An 18,103-nucleotide genomic window follows, 5' to 3' on the forward strand; every position below is an offset into this window, starting at 1 on the left:
TTGCCACACTCAGGGACCGGCCAATGCCAGTTATCAAAAAAAACAGCGTCAAACTGCGCGACGAAGAGCGTGCGCGGTTGATTTGGCTGCTCACCACCCATAAACCGCTCACCGCCGCGCTGCTTGGCGAAATCACGCTGGTTGAGCAGGTCGATAGTGCCGAGCTTGAGCACGATCTCGCCGAAGTGAAAGTGCTGGTTTCGCATCTGCCGCCCCCGGATTTAGCTGACACCCTTGAAGCGCTGCCGGTGGTTGAACGCCATGCGTTATGGCGGCTCATCGATGATGATAAGCGCGGTAAAGTGCTGCTGGAAGCGTCCGAAAACGTCTGGGATGACCTGATCGATGAGATGAGCGACCGTGCGCTGCTGGACGCGCTTGATACGCTGGATATCGATGAGCAAATCTGGCTGGTGCAGCATCTGCCGCGTAACCTCACCGGGCGGCTGATGGCGACATTGCCGCCATCAGAGCGCGCCCGTATGCGGCAGGTCATGCGTTATGGTAAAAATTGCGTCGGCGCAATTATGGCGTTTGAAGTCATCACTGTCCGCTCGGAAGTCACGCTGGCGGCTGTCCAGCGCTATCTGCGCCGTCTCGGTAAAATGCCGGAGAACACCGATAAACTGTTTGTTATCGGACGTGATAATCGGCTAATGGGTGAGCTTGGGCTGCAAACTATTCTGCTTAACGCCGCCGGACGGCGGGTGAGCGAAGTGATGGATGCCGATCCGGTCACCTTCTCACCCGAAGACGAAGCGGAAAAAGTGGCGCGCACCTTCGAGCGTGACAATTTACTCAGCGCGGCGGTGGTGGATGAAAACGGCATGCTGATGGGGCGTTTGACCATCGATGAAATCGTTGATGTGGTGTACGAAGAGACCGACAACGATATGCGCCAGATGGGGGGCTTGAGTACCGAGGAAGATGTTTTCGCCCCGGTAAGTAAAGCGGTGAAAACTCGCTGGGTATGGCTGGCAACCAACTTATGTACTGCGTTTATCGCATCACGTGTCATTGATGGTTTCGAACACACCATCTCGCAACTGGTGGCGCTGGCGTCGTTGATGCCGATTGTCGCTGGCATCGGCGGCAATACGGGGAATCAAACCATAACCATGATTGTTCGCGCATTGGCTTTGCAGAACATTCAGCCGGGAAACTTTACCTTTCTTATTCTGCGTGAAATGGGTGTGGCGCTGATTAACGGCCTGGTGTGGGGCGGGATTATGGGCGGTGTCACATGGTGGCTGTACGACGATGCGGCGCTGGGCGGCGTGATGACGCTGGCAATGGTGTTGAACCTGCTGATGGCGGCGCTAATGGGGGTATTAATCCCGATGGTGATGACCCGGCTGGGGCGCGACCCGGCGGTCGGCTCCAGCGTGATGATCACCGCCATTACCGATACCGGCGGCTTCTTTATTTTTCTTGGGCTGGCGACGATTTTTTTGCTGTAAACAGGCTTTTTTCCCGCAGCGCCGCTGGCGTAATCGCCAGCGTAACCAGCCCGGCAACAACGCCGATAGCCAGATTACCGGTGCTGACGGTGGCAACCACGGTGACCAGCATCACCAGCGTTTCAACAACCGGCGCTCGCATTAGCGTCGCAGGTTGCAAACTGTTCCAGTTAAAGGTCTTAAACGCGACAATCGCCATAATCCCCGCTAATACCACCATCGGGATTTTCGCCATCACATTGCTTAATGCCGTTACCAGCAACAACAGCACCAGCGCAGCAGCAAGGGTCGAGATACGCGTGCGGCCTTTGCCCATCTCCACGTTGACAATGGTCTGGCCGATCATGGCGCACCCGGCAATCCCGCCGTAGAAGCCTGCCAGAATGTTCGCGATCCCAAGCCCGGTGCTTTCCCGGCTTTTATTAGATGGCGTATGTGTCAGATCGTCGACCAATTTGGCGGTCAGCAGAGACTCCATCAGGCCGACAAACGCGATGCTCAGCGCACAGGGCCAGACAATGCTCAGCGTATGCAGATTCAATGGCACCAGCCATTGCGTCAGGCCTGGCAAACCACCCTGCATAGAACCTTCATCCCCCACGGTGGGCAGCAACTGACCGGTAAAAACGGTGAACGCCGTGAGCAGCACAATCGCCACCAGCGGTGCAGGAATACTTTTAACCCAGCGCGGGAGCCACAGCACAATCAGAATGGTGAGGGCGAACAGTGCCAGAATCAGGGGATCTTTATGCCAGAAATGCGGTACCTGAGCGAAGAAAATCAAAATTCCCAGTGCATTAACAAAACCGGTCATAACTGCATGTGGGATAAAGCGCATCAGCCGCGACATTCCGCTCAGACCGAAAATAATCTGGATCACACCCGCGAGTAAAACCGCCGGCAAGATGTATTCCACACCGTTTTGATGAACCATCGGACCGATAACCAACGCGACTGATCCCGCCGCCGCCGTGACCATAGCCGGGCGTCCGCCGAACAAAGACATGCTAAAACAAAGCACTACTGATGCAATCAGGCTTACTTTCGGGTCCACACCTGCGATAACAGAAAATGAGATAACTTCCGGGATCAGCGCCAGCGCGGTGATAACGCCTGCCAGAATTTCACGGGTAAAAAGCTGAGGTGAGCGCAGGAGGTGGCTTACGCGCAGTGCAGAATGGGTTGTTTTTTCAGTCATAAAGGTTCGCAGGTGAGGGTTGCCAGAAAAACAGTGACAAACAGTATCCCTGCGTTCAGCAAAGCGGGGGATGATAGCAGATTTCCAGCCAATGTGACCAGCAATAAGTGTTAAATTTAATGCAAAAAATCAACTTATTAGTAACATTAATACAATGAATATTTAATGTTTAAACATTATTTAAATCTCACTTTTTAAGTGCTACGGTAGGGATGCTAACTACTTTACCCTCAATAAATGCGAATAAAGCAGCACTAAAAGTAAGGCAATATCATCATGAAAAAAATGACTGCCAGGCTGTTTTCGATGGCTGTCGGGCTTAATGCTGTCTCAAAAGCAGCAAAAATGTCCGCATCGAAAGAGCAGGAAACAGATGTGCTTTTAATCGGTGGTGGGATCATGAGCGCCACGTTGGGAACCTGGTTGCAGGATCTCGAACCCACCTGGTCGATTACCATGGTGGAACGGCTGGATGCCCTGGCGGAAGAGAGCTCGAACGGCTGGAATAATGCCGGAACCGGGCATGCCGCCTTAATGGAACTGAATTACACCCCACGCAGCGCGGACGGCTCTGTCAGTATTAAAAAAGCGATTGAAATCAACGAAGCATTTCGCATTTCTCGCCAGTTCTGGGCGCATCAGGTGAAAACCGGCGTATTGCGCGAACCGCGTTCATTTATCAATACCGTGCCGCATATGAGCCTCGTCTGGGGCGACGATAACGTGAACTTCCTGCGCGCGCGCTACAAAGCGTTGCAGCAGTGTTCCCTGTTCCGCGGTATGCGCTATTCCGAAGATGCTGAACAGATCAAACAGTGGGCGCCGCTGGTGATGGAAGGGCGCGATGCCCGGCAAAAAATTGCCGCCACGCGTACCGAAATCGGCACCGATGTGAACTTTGGCGAACTGACGCGCCAGATGATTGGTTCATTGCAGAAAAAAGAGAACTTCGCTTTGCAACTGGGCACTGAAGTGCGCGGTCTCAAACGCAATGCCGATAATAGCTGGAATGTGACGCTGCATAACCTGCAAAGTGGCGCGGAACAGGTCATCAAGGCGAAGTTTATTTTTATTGGCGCCGGTGGCGCAGCGCTGAAGTTGTTGCAGGCATCCGGAATTCCGGAAGCGGCAGACTATGCGGGATTCCCGGTTGGCGGGCAATTCCTCGTGGCGGAAAACCCGGCGGTGGTCAACCACCATCTGGCGAAAGTCTACGGCCAGGCGACCGTGGGTGCGCCTCCTATGTCGGTACCGCATATTGATACGCGCATTATCGATGGTAAACGCGTGCTGTTGTTTGGGCCATTCGCCACGTTTTCGACGCGTTTTCTGAAAAACGGTTCTCTGTGGGATCTGCTGCGTTCGACTAACTCGTCGAACATTCTGCCAATGCTGACCGTGGGGATGACCAACTTCAGCCTGGTGAAATATCTGGTTAACCAGGTGCTACAAAATGAGGACGACCGCTTCGACGCGCTGCGTGAGTACTATCCGCTGGCGCAGAAAGAGGACTGGCGTTTATGGCAGGCGGGTCAGCGTGTGCAGATCATCAAACGCGAAACGGGCAAGGGCGGTGTTTTACGCCTCGGAACCGAAGTTGTGAGCGATAAAGAAGGCACCATTGCCGCGCTGCTTGGCGCGTCACCGGGCGCCTCGACCGCAGCGCCGATCATGCTGGAGTTGATGGAAAAAGTGTTCGCTGAGCGTTTCGCTTCTGATGCCTGGCAGGCAAAACTGAAAGAGATCATTCCTTCTTTCGGCACCGAGCTGAATGGCAATATTGAAGCCGCTGACCAGGAACTGCGCTACACCAGCGAGATCCTCGGCCTGAAATGCGACGAGTCGCTGGTGGCAGATATCACGCCGCCAGTGCAAAAACCGACAACACAGCCGCACAACGACGGCGAGCAGGTTGCGGATATTGCGCTGTAATTGCTTTTGTAAAATGAAAATCCCGGCAAAATCGCCGGGATTTTTTTATGCATAAGGCAGATTAATTACGTTGGTATTTCACGGAAAAGAAGTAATTAATCGTTTTCTGCCTGCAATGACTTTTCAGTATAATTAATATTGATCCTAAATAATTTCAATATGAAATAAAAATTAACGGATCAGATATTCCTGATATATGGCTTAAGTCGTGGCGTTTTCCTGTTAGAATCGCCAGTCTTTCAAGACGGTGCGATAAATATGAACAGGATTGTTCTATAGGTAAACATAATGATCTCTAAAATAAATAAGCTGCTCAGTTCAGCACTGAATAATTCCAGCGCAAATGAAGCGGCACAGGCACTTAAAATGGCTGCCAGCATCATGCAGAAAGAGGGGCTGAATCCGAAAGACTTTTTGGCCTCGAAAGCTGAACGGAATGCCGAGCTGGAATTACTGAGATCTGAATATGCTGATTTGCAACAAACATATGAAAGTATGCGCCATGCCAACTCGCGCCTGGAGCGTGAGTTAGAAGCTGCCAGAAAAGGCGGAAGCAATTATGCCGATCTGCGTGAAGCCAAGGAACTTGCTATAAAATGGCACCGTATCTCGCAAGAGCACGAGGCACATTTAAACGTATTGGGCCCGGCTGCGGCTGCGGCGCAGGAAACCATAAAACGGCAAGGCGAAAAGCTGAGCGACTTGCGCGGTTGGGTAAAGACCCTGATTTTATTAACAGGAGTAGCCTCTGTTGGTGGTTATGTTTTTGGCGGTGCTGCTGCGAATAATTCAATGAACGAGAGTATTGATGCGTTGCGCTTACAACTAGACAATAAAGATGAAAAGATAGCTGCGCTTCAAAAACAGATCCAAATCTCGGCGGCTAAACCCACGGCTAAACGTAAAACAGAGCAGCCGCAAGATAGTAACCAGAATAAGAAAGCGAATATATTTGATCAATTCGATGACAATTCCGCGGATAGCAAACTTACCGCGCAAGGCTCATATGGGCGCAAAGGAATATATAATTTAAAAGCGGATTGCGTGAATGCTCGCGGTAATATATTTAGCCCACAATGGAAAGTGGATATCAATAATTTTTTGGTTGAAGAGTCAACGCACATTCTACCTGATGGCTATTCGCTCTCTTTGCCGGATAAATCCGTTCCGGGAGTCGGACAAAAATTCAAACTGACCTATCAGGGCGGGAGTGTTGTCAATTGCACGGTGGTTGACGCTTCGTAATAGCCTGCTTTTAGTAACAAGCCACATGTTTTACCTTCATTTTACCTTTGTTTTACCTTAGGCAAATCGCAGACATAAAAAAACCAACCGTAATAGGTTGGTTTTCTTGGGATTTTTTGGTCGGCACGAGAGGATTTGAACCTCCGACCCCTGACACCCCATGACAGTGCGCTACCAGGCTGCGCTACGTGCCGACATGTGGCGCTAATAGTACCCTTTTCATGGCTGATTGCAAGCTAAGGGCAGGCTGAGTGATTCATAATTAATCAATCAGTTAGCGATAAAACGTTTTTCATCCGTCAGAACCTGCAGCAGCAAACTGAGTTGTGGTTTCTGATCGCGAATTTTCTCACCCTGCGCATTCCAGGTCTGGTAATTCCCATTCTGATTCAGCACCAGCGTTAGTTCCGGCGTGGTAATCGCCAGCACGTCGCTATCGGCAGCGGTTACCCAGTTATGACGGCGCGTGGCGTTAAACAGATCCTGGCCTTGCGAATACTCGCTTGCCGGCGTGCTGACATGCAGCAGTCGCTGCATCAGCGTGGTCATAATATCTTTATGATCCGTTAATTTGCTAACGCGTTGCGCCGGCGTCCCCGGCCAGTGCACAACCAGCGGCACCTGTAACCGACTGCGTGACCAGTCAAAATGGTTATCTTCTTTGCTTTCCGGAACACCATGTCCGGCGGTAATAATCACCACCGTGTCATCAAGCTTACCGGAGGCGCGCAGGGCATCCAGCACGCGGGCGATTTGATCGTCGACACTGGCCGCGGCTTTGCCATATTTACGGGCAAAGCCTGGCTGCGTCATATCAACAGACGCTGTGCCGTTTAGCGAAATCCACGAGAACCAGCGATTATCTTCCTGTGCATAATGCCCCAGCCAGCTAATCCACTGGTCGGCGGTTTGCTCATCGCTCTGCACTTTTGCAGCGGGTAGCGAAAAATCAGATAGCAGCGCCTGGCGATAGAGCGGGCTGCTGAAACCATCGGAAGAGAACAGCCCCAGTTGATAACCCTGCTGGTTAAAGGCGGTAATAAGCGCCGCCGGAATACGCGCCGACAGCACGCCATCCATATAACTTGGCGATATGCCATAAAACAGACCGAAATAGCCACCATCGGCGCTATTGCCAGAACTCATATGCTGCGTAAACGTGACGTTTTGCTGGGCGAAACTCGCCAGCTGCGGCATCTGTTTCTCATAACGTGAATAGTTGAGACCGTCGACGGTAATCAGCAACACGTTTTGGCCGGAACCCATATCCTGGTAACGCAAATCACTTAGCGGATACTGTACCGATACCGCTTCCGGGTTGCCTTGCTCAACAAGGCGACGCTGGTAATCCTGCGCATCCAGCAGCCCATGTTTTTCCAGAAAACGACGCGCGGTCATCGGGTAGGAGAGCGGCAGATTCGCCCGCTGCATGGTAATGGGGCGATAGAAATTGGCGTCGGCCCAAATGTACATCACATGGGTGGCAACAAAGGCGACGAAGAAAAAAGCGGCCAACGGTTTGGCGAAATGGCGACGCCGGGTGAGGCTGCGCAGTTTCTGCCAGCTCCAGGTCGCAAACAACATCTCAATCAGCAGGATCACCGGTACGCTGATAAACATTAATTGCCAGTCGCGCGCGGTTTCGTTCTGGTCCGGGTTAATGACCAGTTCCCAGACGATCGGGTTGAGATGCAGGTGAAAACGGGTAAAGACTTCGCTGTCGATCAGCAACAGCGTCATGCCAGCGGTTGCCAGCAGCGCGGACAGCACGCGCATCAGCCGCTGGGACATCACAATAAATGTCAGTGGAAACAGCACCAGCAGATAGGTGGCGAACACCAAAAAACTAAAATGCCCGACCACGCTCAGGTAGGAGTAAATACGCCCGGAGAGGGTGGTCGGCCAGTCGGCAACAAACAGATAACGGCTACCGAGCACGATGGACAACAGAATGTTGAACAACGCGAACCAGTGCCCCCAGCTTACCATTTGGGAGACTTTTTCACGGTAGCGCTGACGATTAGTCACCATAAACTGTCGATATTTCCCTTAATGCGCGTGGTCGTCGCCGATGGACGATTGTAACGCCTGCGCGAAAGACTTCGCGATAGCCTGACGCTGTGCGGGGGCGACGCTGGTGTTAATCAGGTTCGTCACCATATTGCCCAACACCATCAGGGAGAGATCGGTCGGTGCTTTGTGTTTTTCCAGTACGTTAGCCAGCTCACTCAGAAGCTTTTCAACGTGTTCATCACTGTAGCGGGAGATTTGTGGCATAAATCGAAATCAGTCTGTTCATGAAAGGGCAACATATTACCGTAGCAACAGCTTTTTTTCTGCTTTTTTATCAGCAGTTGCACAGTCGCGTTGGTGGTGGTTGAATACCGCCGGTCTAAAAGGAGAGTTTATCATGAGTCTGGACATCAACCAGATTGCCCTGCACCAGCTTATCAAACGTGATGAGCAAACCCTCGAACTGGTGCTGCGCGATTCTTTGCTGGAACCCACCGCGCCTGTTGAAGAGATGGTCGCTGAATTACACCGGGTTTACAGTGCGAAAAATAAAGCCTACGGCCTGTTTAATGATGAGAGCGAGCTGGCACAAGCGCTGCGTCTTCAGCGCCAGGGTGAAGAAGAGTTTCTGGCCTTCAGCCGTGCGGCAACCGGGCGCTTACGTGATGAACTGGCAAAATATCCGTTCGCTGATGGCGGTATTGTGCTTTTCTGCCACTACCGTTACCTGGCGGTGGAATATCTGCTGATTGCGGTGCTGAACAACTTAAGCAGCATGCGTGTTAATGAACATCTGGATATCAGCTCTACACACTATCTGGATATTAACCATGCGGATATTGTCGCGCGTATCGATCTCACGGAGTGGGAAACCAATCCGGAGTCGACGCGCTACCTGACATTTCTGAAAGGCCGGGTAGGGCGAAAAGTCGCCGATTTCTTTATGGATTTCCTCGGGGCTAGCGAAGGGCTGAACGCCAAAGCGCAAAATCGTGGGTTGTTGCAAGCGGTGGACGATTTTACCGCACAGGCGGAGCTGGACAAATCAGAACGCCAGACGGTGCGCCAGCAGGTTTACACCTACTGTAACGAGCAGTTGCAGGCGGGCGAAGAGATTGAACTGGCCTCGCTCTCCAAAGAACTGGCAGGCGTGAGCGAAGTCAGTTTCGAGGAGTTCACCGCAGGTCAGGGCTACGAGCTGGAAGAGAGCTTCCCGGCGGATCGCAGCACGCTGCGTCAGCTGACCAAATATGCCGGTAGCGGTGGCGGCCTGACCATCAATTTCGATGCTTTGCTACTCGGTGAGCGCATTTTCTGGGATCCGGCGACCGATACGCTGACCATTAAAGGTACGCCGCCGAATCTGCGCGACCAGCTGCAACGCCGTTTGTCCGGCGGGAAGTGATCCTCTGAACCTGCCCGTTTGGGCAGGTTGTCTGCTTTACGCCCCCACGGGAGCCCTTAACCCGGGTATCGATTTCACATTACTGCGCGCGAACATTGCTCAACCAGCTTAAACAGGAGCAGGCAGTGAAAGAGGACTATTCACGTATGGGCCAGCCGCTTATCGATAGCGAGCGGGCATAAAAAAACCCCGCCGAAGCGGGGTTTCTTCAACTTGTCGGCGATTAAGCGCGAACGAAGTCGATGTGGTTCAGTTTGGCTTTGTACGGGTGACGTTGTACAGCCTGAACTTTCACTTTTACTTCTTTGCCATCAACAGCGATGGTCAGAACTTCGCTGTAGAACTCAGCTTTCGCCTGCATGTTCCACAGTTTGTCGTGATCCAGTTCGATAGCGATTGGCGCTTCAGTTCCACCGTAAACGATAGCCGGGAACTTGTTCGCTGTGCGCAGGCGGCGGCTCGCACCCTTACCCTGCTCTTTACGTACTTCTGCGTTAATAGTAAACATTTGAATCTCTCTTAAATAATCCTGTTACAGGCGACCCAGCAACAGGCAGATGATCGGCTTTGCGGATGCAAAAGCGGGCGGTATTCTATCCCTGAATGTTCGATACATCAATCAAAAGCGCGTTTATCCCCGTAATTCATGTGCCCGCCGGAAACGCCCTTCATAATCGAACACTTTTTCCCGCACTTGCCAGTACTGGCCTTTCATGCGCGCGACGACGAAATCAGGGTGGCGTAATAACGCCTGCTGCGCCACGATATCTGCTGCGACAATCCAGCGCAGCGGCACGCCTGGCGTGCGAGTGTGTGGGCGAATAAAGAGTTGCTCAAAGGCGGTACGTTGCGCGGCGGTTTGCAGACGGAAGCGCTCACTGACATCCGCGCCATCTTCATCGTAATAGGTAATTTTCAGCCATTCGCCTTTTTCATCCGCACCCTGTTGCAACGTCATGCCACTGCAGCGCAGCACCAGAGCATCCTTCAGTTTCAGCGCCGCTTTTAGCATATCGTCCGGGTCGACCAGCACCGTATCGCAGGTGCGACAGCGCCGGGCGGCAATATCATTTTCTGCGTTGCACTGCGGGCAGTTTTTAAAGCGAAAACGGAAATCGCACTGTTCGCGGTGACCGTCATCATCTTCCAGCCAGCCCTGGCAGCGGCGACCGAAATGTTCAATCAGCGTACCGTCGGCGGTGGTTTTTCCCCAAAAGGTATTGGCAAAACCGCATGCCGGGCAGAACACTTGTACCGGCACATTATCGCTTTTTCCTTTTGGCGCGCCGATTTCCGGGGCGTAGAGATCGTGCGGGTTGCCCGCATAGTCAAGGATTAAACAGTCAGTTTTTCCCGGTGCGAGGCGCAGGCCGCGGCCGACAATTTGCTGATACAGGCTGACGGATTCTGTCGGGCGCAGGATAGCTATCAAATCTACATGCGGCGCATCAAAGCCCGTTGTCAGCACCGCGACGTTGACCAGAAAGCGAAATTGCTGATTTTTGAAGGCTTCGATTAAGGCATCACGCTGCGGACCGGGGGTTTCACCAGTAATTAGCGCTGCGTCATTGGCAGGTAACAAGCCCGTTATCTCGCGTGCATGTTCAACGGTGGCGGCAAAAATCATCGCCCCTTTGCGCGTCTGCGCAAATTCAACAATCTGGCTAACAATGTGCGGCGTAACGCGCTGCTGCTTTTTCAGCTCACGGTTTAAATCCGCTTCGCTAAAAAGGCCATTACTTTGCGCCTGCAAACGGCTGAAATCGTACTGCACGACCGGCATATCCAGCCGTTCTGGCGGTGTGAGGTAACCGTGTTTAATCATGTAGCGCAGCGGCAGTTCATAAATGCAGTCGCGAAACAGCGCCTTTTCATCACCGCGCACCATTCCATGATAGTGAAAACGGTAAATCCAGCCTTTACCGAGGCGAAAAGGTGTCGCCGTCAGGCCTAGCAAACGCAGGTGAGGGTTCACTTCGCGCAAGTGGCTGAGGATTTGCTGATATTGGCTGTCATCGTCGTCGCTGATGCGGTGGCACTCATCGACCACCAGCAGGGAAAACTCACCCTGAAACTGCGCCAGATTACGCGCGACGGACTGTACGCTGCCAAACACCACTTTGCCGTGGCTCTGTTTGCTTTTAAGACCGGCGGCGAAAATATCGGCCTCCAGCCCAAGCGCGACATACTTCGCGTGGTTTTGCGCCACCAGCTCTTTAACATGCGCCAGTACCAATACGCGCCCGCGCGCAAGCCGCGCCAGTTCGGCGATAACCAGGCTCTTTCCTGCACCGGTGGGCAGCACAATGACTGCAGGTTCGGCATGTTGACGGAAGTGGGCGAGGGTGGCGTCCACGGCTTCGCGTTGATAGGGGCGTAAGGTAAAAGTCATTATCTCGCAGGGGTTACACATTCACACTGCACAGTATGCCACGAATCTTTCCTTTGAGCGGTCTGTGATGCTCGTTATACTGTTTGGGTACTCATTTCTGTTTTCGGGCGCATTGCCCGCACCCAGCACCATACAGGCAAAAAAATTTCATGCGACTTGATAAGTTTATCGCTCAGCAACTCGGCGTCAGCCGCGCTATTGCCGGGCGTGAAATCCGCGGCCAGCGCGTTACGGTCAATGGTGAGATCGTCAGAGATACCGCCTTTAAACTGCAACCCGAACACGAGGTTGAATACGACGGCAATTCCCTCGTTCAGCAAAATGGCCCGCGCTACTTTATGCTGCACAAGCCAGAAGGCTACGTCTGCTCGACGGACGATCCGGATCATCCGACGGTCCTCTATTTCCTCGATGAGCCGGTGGCGCATAAGCTGCACGCGGCGGGGCGCCTGGATATTGATACCACCGGTCTGGTATTGATGACCGACGACGGTCAATGGTCGCACCGCATCACTTCGCCGCGCCATCACTGCGAAAAAACCTATCTGGTAACGCTTGAATCACCGGTGGCAGATGACACCGCTGAGCAGTTTGCCCGTGGCGTACAGTTGCATAATGAAAAAGATCTCACCAAACCTGCGGTGCTGGACGTTATCACGCCAACACAAGTGCGTCTGACCATCAGCGAAGGGCGTTATCACCAGGTCAAACGGATGTTCGCCGCCGTCGGCAACCATGTAGTAGGCCTGCACCGTGAGCGCATTGGTGCGATTGAGCTTGACGCGGATCTCGAACCGGGCGAATACCGGCCATTAACCGAAGACGAAATTGCCAGCGTTGGCATGCCACCCCGCTAATTCAGGAGATTTACGTGACCCGCAGGCCACACTCATCACTGAGCATTGTGTTTATTCTTGGCCTGCTGGCCATGCTGATGCCGTTATCCATCGATATGTATCTGCCCGCGCTACCGGTGATTGCCGAACAGTTTGGCGTTCCGGCGGGCAGCGCGCAGATGACGCTGAGCACCTATATTCTGGGCTTTGCGGTCGGCCAGTTGTTATACGGGCCGATGGCCGACAGCATTGGGCGTAAGCCGGTTATTCTCGGCGGTACGCTGGTTTTTGCCGCCGCTGCCGTTGCCTGTGCGCTGGCGCAGAGCATTGAGCAGTTGATTACCATGCGCTTTTTTCATGGTCTTGCGGCGGCTGCGGCAAGCGTGGTGATTAACGCGCTAATGCGCGATATCTATCCGCGTGAGGAGTTCTCCCGCATGATGTCGTTTGTCATGCTGGTGACCACCATTGCGCCGCTGCTGGCACCGATGATCGGTGGCGCAGTATTGGTCTGGTTCAACTGGCACGCCATTTTCTGGATCCTGGCGATTGCTGCATTGCTGGTCTCGGCAATGATTGTCTTTTTTATCCGCGAAACGCTTCCGGTTGAAAAACGGCAAAAATTTCATTTCCGCACCACACTTGGCAACTTCGCGTCGCTGTTTCGCCATAAACGCGTGCTGAGCTATATGTTGGCGAGCGGTTTCAGCTTTGCTGGTATGTTCTCTTTTCTCAGCGCCGGACCGTTTGTCTATATCGAAATTAACCATATCTCGCCGCAGGACTTTGGTTACTACTTTGCGCTGAACATTGTGTTCCTGTTTGTGACGACGATGATTAATGGTCGTATCGTTCGCCGCGTCGGCGCACTGAACATGTTCCGCAGCGGGTTGTGGGTGCAATTTGCCATGGCGTTGTGGATGGTGGTGACTGCACTGCTGGATGTCGGTTTCTGGTCGCTGGTGCTGGGCGTTGCGGCGTTTGTCGGCTGCGTTGCGCTGGTGGCTTCAAACGCGATGGCGGTGATCCTGGATGAGTTTCCGCACATGGCGGGCACGGCCTCATCGCTGGCGGGGACGTTCCGTTTTGGCATTGGTGCCATTGTGGGTGCTCTGCTATCGATGGCGACCTTTAACACCGCCTGGCCGATGATTTGGTCAATTACCTTCTGCGCTACCTGCTCGATTCTTTTCTATCTCTACGCCAGCCGGGCGAAAAAACCGGCGTAACCTACCTGAACAGGGAGCAAAAACGCTCCCTTTTTTGATACATGTCAACCAGAAACAACTTACCATTCCACGCATTTGTTTATTTTATGTAAAATCCGTTCGTGTAAAAAGTCACATCATTGTAGTGAAAAAGGTTGAGTTAGATCGCAGAAACGGGTACATATACCCCGAAACCGGGCCTGTCGCTTACCCATAATATCCTGATAAATGAGTGACTACCCCACACGCTACGCGGGAATCCGTCATTTCTGTGTGGTTGACAGGATGAATTGTCAATAGTGTGTTAATATAGGTGTGAAATATTTGTGAAGTAAAAGTACTTCCGGGGAAAGAACGTGAATACATTACAGCTCTCCATCATCCACCGTCTGCCCCAGTGCTATCGCTGGTCAGATGGTTTTGCAGGTGCCAAAGTTGAACCGATTCCGCAAAATGGTCAGTCAGCGGACGACACGCTTGTCGCCTTAAAACTGTTGAGTCCGGATGGCGACAACGCATGGCCCGTCATGCACAAGCTCAGCCAGGCGCTGAGCGATATCGAAGTGAATTGCTCCGTGCTTGAGTGCGAAGGGGAACCGTGCCTGTTCGTCAACTGCGAGGATGAATTTGCCGCGACGTGCCGCCTGAAAAATTTCGGCGTTGCCATCGCGGAACCCTTCTCAGGACAAAATCCTTTCTGATTTAGCTTAATGCCAGAAGCTGGCGTGTATACGCCTGGGCAGGCGCATCAAACACACGCCGGCACTCTCCTTGCTCCACTACTTCACCCTCTTTCAGCACAATCACTTGATGGCACAAGGTGCGCACAACCTGCAGGTCGTGGCTAATGAAGATGTACGCCAGCCGGTAGGTTTCCTGTAAGGCTTTCAGCAGCGCGAGAATTTGCGCCTGCACCGTGCGATCCAGCGACGATGTCGGCTCATCAAGAATTATCAGCTCAGGTTTGAGGATCAGCGCACGGGCGATAGCGATACGCTGGCGCTGGCCGCCGGAAAACTCACCCGGGAAGCGGTGCCGTGTTTCGGCATCCAGCCCGACTTCACGCATCACCTCGATCACACGCTGTTCGCGCTGTTCACGCGAGAGCTCCGGGTGATGCACCCGCAGCCCCTCTTCGATAATTTGCTGCACGTTCAGCCTTGGGTTCAGGGATGAGTTCGGATCCTGAAAGACCACCTGAATGCGATGGCGCACCGGCAGCATCTGTTTGCGGTTCCATTGATGCAGCGGTTTGTTATCAAACAGGATCGTCCCGCGCGAGGCCACCAGACGCAGCAACGCTAATCCGGTGGTGCTTTTCCCCGAACCGGATTCCCCCACCAGGCCGAGCGTTTCACCGGGGCGCAACGTAAAGCTGATGTCCTTCACCACCGTGTTGTTATCCACCACGCGCTTAAAGATCCCTTTGCGAACAGGGAAGCTAACGGCGAGATTTTCGACCTGCAACAAGGGTTGTGCATCGGGATGAAGGGCGACGGGCTCGCCGCTGGGCTCGCTATTGAGCAGCTTTTGCGTATACGGATGCGTCGGTGCGCTGAACAAGCTATGTGCACTGTTTTGCTCGACACAGCGGCCATTTTGCATCACCGCCACATTGTCCGCCAGCTTACGCACAATGCTTAAATCGTGGGTGATAAACAGCAGCCCCATATTCAGCTCATCGCGCAACTCGCGCAATAACGTCAGGATTTGCGCCTGCACGGAGACATCAAGTGCGGTCGTCGGCTCATCGGCAATCAACAGTTCAGGACGCGTAAGCAGCGCCATCGCGATCATCACGCGCTGGCGTTCGCCACCGGAAAGCTGATGCGGGAAATCGCCCAGGCGCGCGCGGGCGTTGCGGATGCCCACGCGATCCAGGCAATCAAGAATTTCTGCCCGCGCTGCTTCACGCCGCATACCACGATGCAACGAGAGCACTTCATAGAGCTGTTTTTCCAGCGTATGCAGCGGGTTCAGGGAGACCATCGGCTCCTGGAAAATCATGGCGATTTTATTACCCCGCACGCCGCGCAAGGTTCTTTCGCTGGCATGCAATAACGAATCGCCATGAAACAGGATATCGCCGGAAGGGTAAACCACCGGCGGTGAAGGGAGCAGGCGCAGGATCGATAACGCGCTAACGCTTTTACCGGAACCGGATTCGCCCACCAGCGCCAGCGTTTCGCCCGCCTCAATCCGTAAGGAGAGATCATTAACGACAGGATGCAGCGTATCACGCTGGCGAAAGGCAATACTCAGCGCATCGACAGAGAGCAGGGGAGTCGCCATTTTACACCGCCTTATTGGGGTCAAACGCGTCGCGCACGGCTTCGCCAATAAAAATCAGCAGCGAAAGCAGCAGCGCGGTAGAAACAAATGCGGCGATACCCAGCCACGGTGCCTGTAAATTATTTTTGCCCTGCAATAGCAATTCGCCGAGCGACGGTGAGCCGAGCGGTAGGCCAAAGCCGAGGAAATCGAGCGAAGTGAGCGTGCCGATCGAGCCACAAAGGATAAAAGGCAGGAATGTCAGCGTCGCGACCATCGCATTGGGCAGCATATGACGCAGGATAATGCCCCGATCGCCCACGCCCATGGCCTGCGCGGCGCGGATATAGTCGAAATTACGTGTACGCAGAAATTCGGCCCGCACGACACTCACCAGCGTCATCCAGCCGAACACCACCGTGATGCCGAGAAGCCACCAGAAGCCAGGTTGGATCACACTCGAAAGTAAGATGATTAAAAACAGCGTCGGTAATCCTGACCAGACTTCAATAAAGCGCTGACCGAGTAGATCGATTTTACCGCCGTAATAACCCTGTACCGCACCGGCCAGGATACCGATAACGCTGGAAAAGAGGGTTAGCATTAAACCGAACAGTAGCGAGATGCGCGTGCCGTAAAGGAGTCGCGCCAGCACATCTCCGCCGTTCGCATCGGTACCGAGCCAGTTTTGCGCCGAAGGCGGGGAAGGGAAGGGCTGCGTGGTGGCGTAGTTGATGCTGCGCGCACCAAAACGCACCGGTGCCCACAGCACCCATCCGTGCTCTTCAAGCTGTTTTTGCAGCCACGGATCCTGGTAATCAGCAGGTGTGGCGAAGGGACCGCCAAAGTCGCTTTCGCTGTAATCTCTCACCACGGGCGCGAACCAGTGCCCCTGATAGCGCACCAGCAGAGGCTTATCGTTAGCCACCAGCTCGGCACACAAACTCAGAATAAAAATCACCAGGAAAATCCACAGCGACCAGTAGCCACGGCGGTTATGGCGAAAACGCGCCCAGCGCGCCCGGTTGATGTAGCTTAATTGAATCATCAGCGCCCCTCGAAATCGATTCGCGGATCCACCAGCGTATAGGTGATATCACTGAGGATATTCAGCAGCAGGCCGATCAAAGAGAAAATATAGAGTGTGCCAAACATCACCGGATAGTCCCGCGAGACGGTGGCTTCATAACCCAACAGCCCCAGCCCGTTAAGGGAGAAAATCACCTCAATCAGCAACGAACTGGTAAAAAACATGCTGATAAATGTCGCCGGGAAACCGGCAATCACCAGCAGCATGGCGTTACGGAACACATGTTTGCGCATAATATTGCGCTCACTGACACCTTTGGCACGCGCAGTCACCACATACTGCTTGCGGATCTCGTCAAGGAAGGAGTTTTTGGTCAGCATGGTCAGCGCGGCGAAACCACCAATCACGGTTGCCAGCACCGGTAGCGCGATGTGCCACAAGTAGTCGGTGATTTGCTTATACCACGGCAACGTGTCGAAATTGGTCGACACCAGCCCGCGTAGCGGGAAGAAGTCGTAATAGCTGCCTCCCGCGAAGAAAATAATCAACAAGATGGCAAACAGAAAAGGTGGAATGGCGTAGCCGACAATAATCAGCGCGCTGCTCCAGCTATCAAAGCGGCTACCGTTATAGACCGCTTTGCGAATGCCAAGGGGAATCGACACCAGATAGATAATTAGCGTACCCCACAGGCCAATGGTCACCGAAACCGGCAGGCTGTCTTTAATCAGCTGCAACACCGACGCGCTGCGAAACAGGCTGTCGCCAAAGTCGAAACGCGCATAATCCCACAGCATTTTGAAGTAGCGCTGGTACATCGGTTTATCAAAACCGTAGCGCTTTTTGATCTCTTCAATCACTTGTGGATCGAGGCCGCGACCACCGCGATAGTGGCTGTTATTGCTCAACGCATCGCCGACGCCTGTGCGTGCATGTGTGGCGCCCATGCCGCCGCTACCGGGGAGGTTGCTTTGATCGCCATACTCAATAGCCGCAATAGCCTGATCGACCGGGCCGCCGGGAGCAATCTGCACGATAAAAAAGTTGATGGTGATAATTGCCCAAATCGTAGGAATGATCAGCAATAACCGGCGAATGAGATACGCGCCCATC

General features: G+C 53.4%; 15 protein-coding genes and 1 tRNA gene. 7 read left to right on the plus strand and 9 right to left on the minus strand.

What is annotated here, in order from left to right:
* The first annotated feature begins 23 nt into the window (after positions 1 to 23).
* On the plus strand, positions 24 to 1,460 hold the full coding sequence (gene mgtE / locus JKP81_RS01720) for a magnesium transporter (protein WP_200550372.1): 1,437 nt from the start codon (positions 24 to 26) through the stop codon (positions 1,458 to 1,460).
* On the opposite strand, the gene JKP81_RS01725 is transcribed toward mgtE, so the two are convergent.
* A complete protein-coding gene (locus tag JKP81_RS01725) occupies positions 1,423 to 2,658 on the minus strand; it encodes a SulP family inorganic anion transporter (protein WP_200550373.1) in 1,236 nt (411 codons plus the stop codon). The two genes, mgtE and JKP81_RS01725, sit on opposite strands and share 38 nt — an antisense overlap.
* Positions 2,659 to 2,934: 276 nt before the next feature.
* Here JKP81_RS01725 and mqo point away from each other — a divergent pair, with 276 nt between their 5' ends.
* Positions 2,935 to 4,590: a malate dehydrogenase (quinone) gene (mqo, locus tag JKP81_RS01730; protein WP_200550374.1), complete on the plus strand. Its 1,656-nt coding sequence runs from the start codon at positions 2,935 to 2,937 to the stop codon at positions 4,588 to 4,590.
* A 288-nt stretch (positions 4,591 to 4,878) separates the two neighbouring features.
* Positions 4,879 to 5,835 carry a DUF2786 domain-containing protein gene (locus JKP81_RS01735; protein WP_200550375.1) on the plus strand — a complete coding sequence of 319 codons (957 nt, stop codon included), beginning with the start codon at positions 4,879 to 4,881 and terminating at the stop codon, positions 5,833 to 5,835.
* 117 nt (positions 5,836 to 5,952) lie between these two features.
* On the opposite strand, the gene JKP81_RS01740 is transcribed toward JKP81_RS01735, so the two are convergent.
* The 3 genes from JKP81_RS01740 to JKP81_RS01750 all read right to left on the minus strand — a co-directional run bounded on the left by JKP81_RS01740 (position 5,953) and on the right by JKP81_RS01750 (position 8,112).
* Positions 5,953 to 6,029: transfer RNA gene (locus JKP81_RS01740), tRNA-Pro, on the minus strand.
* Positions 6,030 to 6,105: 76 nt separating this feature from the next.
* Positions 6,106 to 7,866 carry an LPS biosynthesis-modulating metalloenzyme YejM gene (yejM, locus tag JKP81_RS01745; protein ID WP_200550376.1) on the minus strand — a complete coding sequence of 587 codons (1,761 nt, stop codon included), beginning with the start codon at positions 7,864 to 7,866 and terminating at the stop codon, positions 6,106 to 6,108.
* A gap of 18 nt (positions 7,867 to 7,884) precedes the next feature.
* Positions 7,885 to 8,112, minus strand: a complete 228-nt coding sequence (locus JKP81_RS01750; protein ID WP_200550377.1) for a YejL family protein — start codon at positions 8,110 to 8,112, stop codon at positions 7,885 to 7,887.
* 133 nt (positions 8,113 to 8,245) lie between these two features.
* Here JKP81_RS01750 and yejK point away from each other — a divergent pair, with 133 nt between their 5' ends.
* A complete protein-coding gene (yejK, locus tag JKP81_RS01755) occupies positions 8,246 to 9,253 on the plus strand; it encodes a nucleoid-associated protein YejK (protein WP_200550378.1) in 1,008 nt (335 codons plus the stop codon).
* 223 nt (positions 9,254 to 9,476) lie between these two features.
* Here yejK and rplY read toward each other — a convergent pair whose 3' ends face one another.
* Together rplY and JKP81_RS01765 are read right to left on the minus strand one after the other, a co-directional pair.
* Complete coding sequence (rplY, locus tag JKP81_RS01760) at positions 9,477 to 9,761, minus strand: 50S ribosomal protein L25 (protein WP_065370493.1); 285 nt, start codon at positions 9,759 to 9,761, stop codon at positions 9,477 to 9,479.
* Positions 9,762 to 9,884: 123 nt separating this feature from the next.
* Complete coding sequence (locus JKP81_RS01765; RefSeq protein WP_200550379.1) at positions 9,885 to 11,645, minus strand: DEAD/DEAH box helicase; 1,761 nt, start codon at positions 11,643 to 11,645, stop codon at positions 9,885 to 9,887.
* Positions 11,646 to 11,794: 149 nt separating this feature from the next.
* Here JKP81_RS01765 and rsuA point away from each other — a divergent pair, with 149 nt between their 5' ends.
* The 3 genes from rsuA (at position 11,795) to JKP81_RS01780 (ending at position 14,390) form a co-directional block, all read left to right on the plus strand.
* Entirely contained in the window at positions 11,795 to 12,502 is a 708-nt protein-coding gene (rsuA, locus tag JKP81_RS01770) for a 16S rRNA pseudouridine(516) synthase RsuA (RefSeq protein WP_200550380.1), read from the plus strand.
* Positions 12,503 to 12,516: 14 nt separating this feature from the next.
* Positions 12,517 to 13,710: a Bcr/CflA family multidrug efflux MFS transporter gene (locus JKP81_RS01775; RefSeq protein ID WP_200550381.1), complete on the plus strand. Its 1,194-nt coding sequence runs from the start codon at positions 12,517 to 12,519 to the stop codon at positions 13,708 to 13,710.
* Between the two features lie 335 nt (positions 13,711 to 14,045).
* Entirely contained in the window at positions 14,046 to 14,390 is a 345-nt protein-coding gene (locus JKP81_RS01780) for a YejG family protein (protein WP_200550382.1), read from the plus strand.
* 1 nt (position 14,391) lies between these two features.
* On the opposite strand, the gene yejF is transcribed toward JKP81_RS01780, so the two are convergent.
* From yejF to JKP81_RS01795, 3 genes are read right to left on the minus strand one after another with little or no spacing between them, the layout of a single operon-like run.
* Positions 14,392 to 15,981: a microcin C ABC transporter ATP-binding protein YejF gene (gene yejF / locus JKP81_RS01785; RefSeq protein ID WP_200550383.1), complete on the minus strand. Its 1,590-nt coding sequence runs from the start codon at positions 15,979 to 15,981 to the stop codon at positions 14,392 to 14,394.
* Position 15,982: 1 nt separating this feature from the next.
* On the minus strand, positions 15,983 to 17,008 hold the full coding sequence (locus tag JKP81_RS01790; RefSeq protein ID WP_200550384.1) for a microcin C ABC transporter permease: 1,026 nt from the start codon (positions 17,006 to 17,008) through the stop codon (positions 15,983 to 15,985).
* Complete coding sequence (locus tag JKP81_RS01795) at positions 17,008 to 18,102, minus strand: microcin C ABC transporter permease YejB (protein ID WP_200550385.1); 1,095 nt, start codon at positions 18,100 to 18,102, stop codon at positions 17,008 to 17,010. The genes JKP81_RS01790 and JKP81_RS01795 overlap by 1 nt, the downstream gene beginning before the upstream one ends.
* Between the last annotated feature and the right edge of the window lies 1 nt (position 18,103).

This window comes from Kosakonia sp. LAM2021 (assembly GCF_016620385.1).
Lineage (GTDB): Bacteria > Pseudomonadota > Gammaproteobacteria > Enterobacterales > Enterobacteriaceae > Kosakonia > Kosakonia sacchari.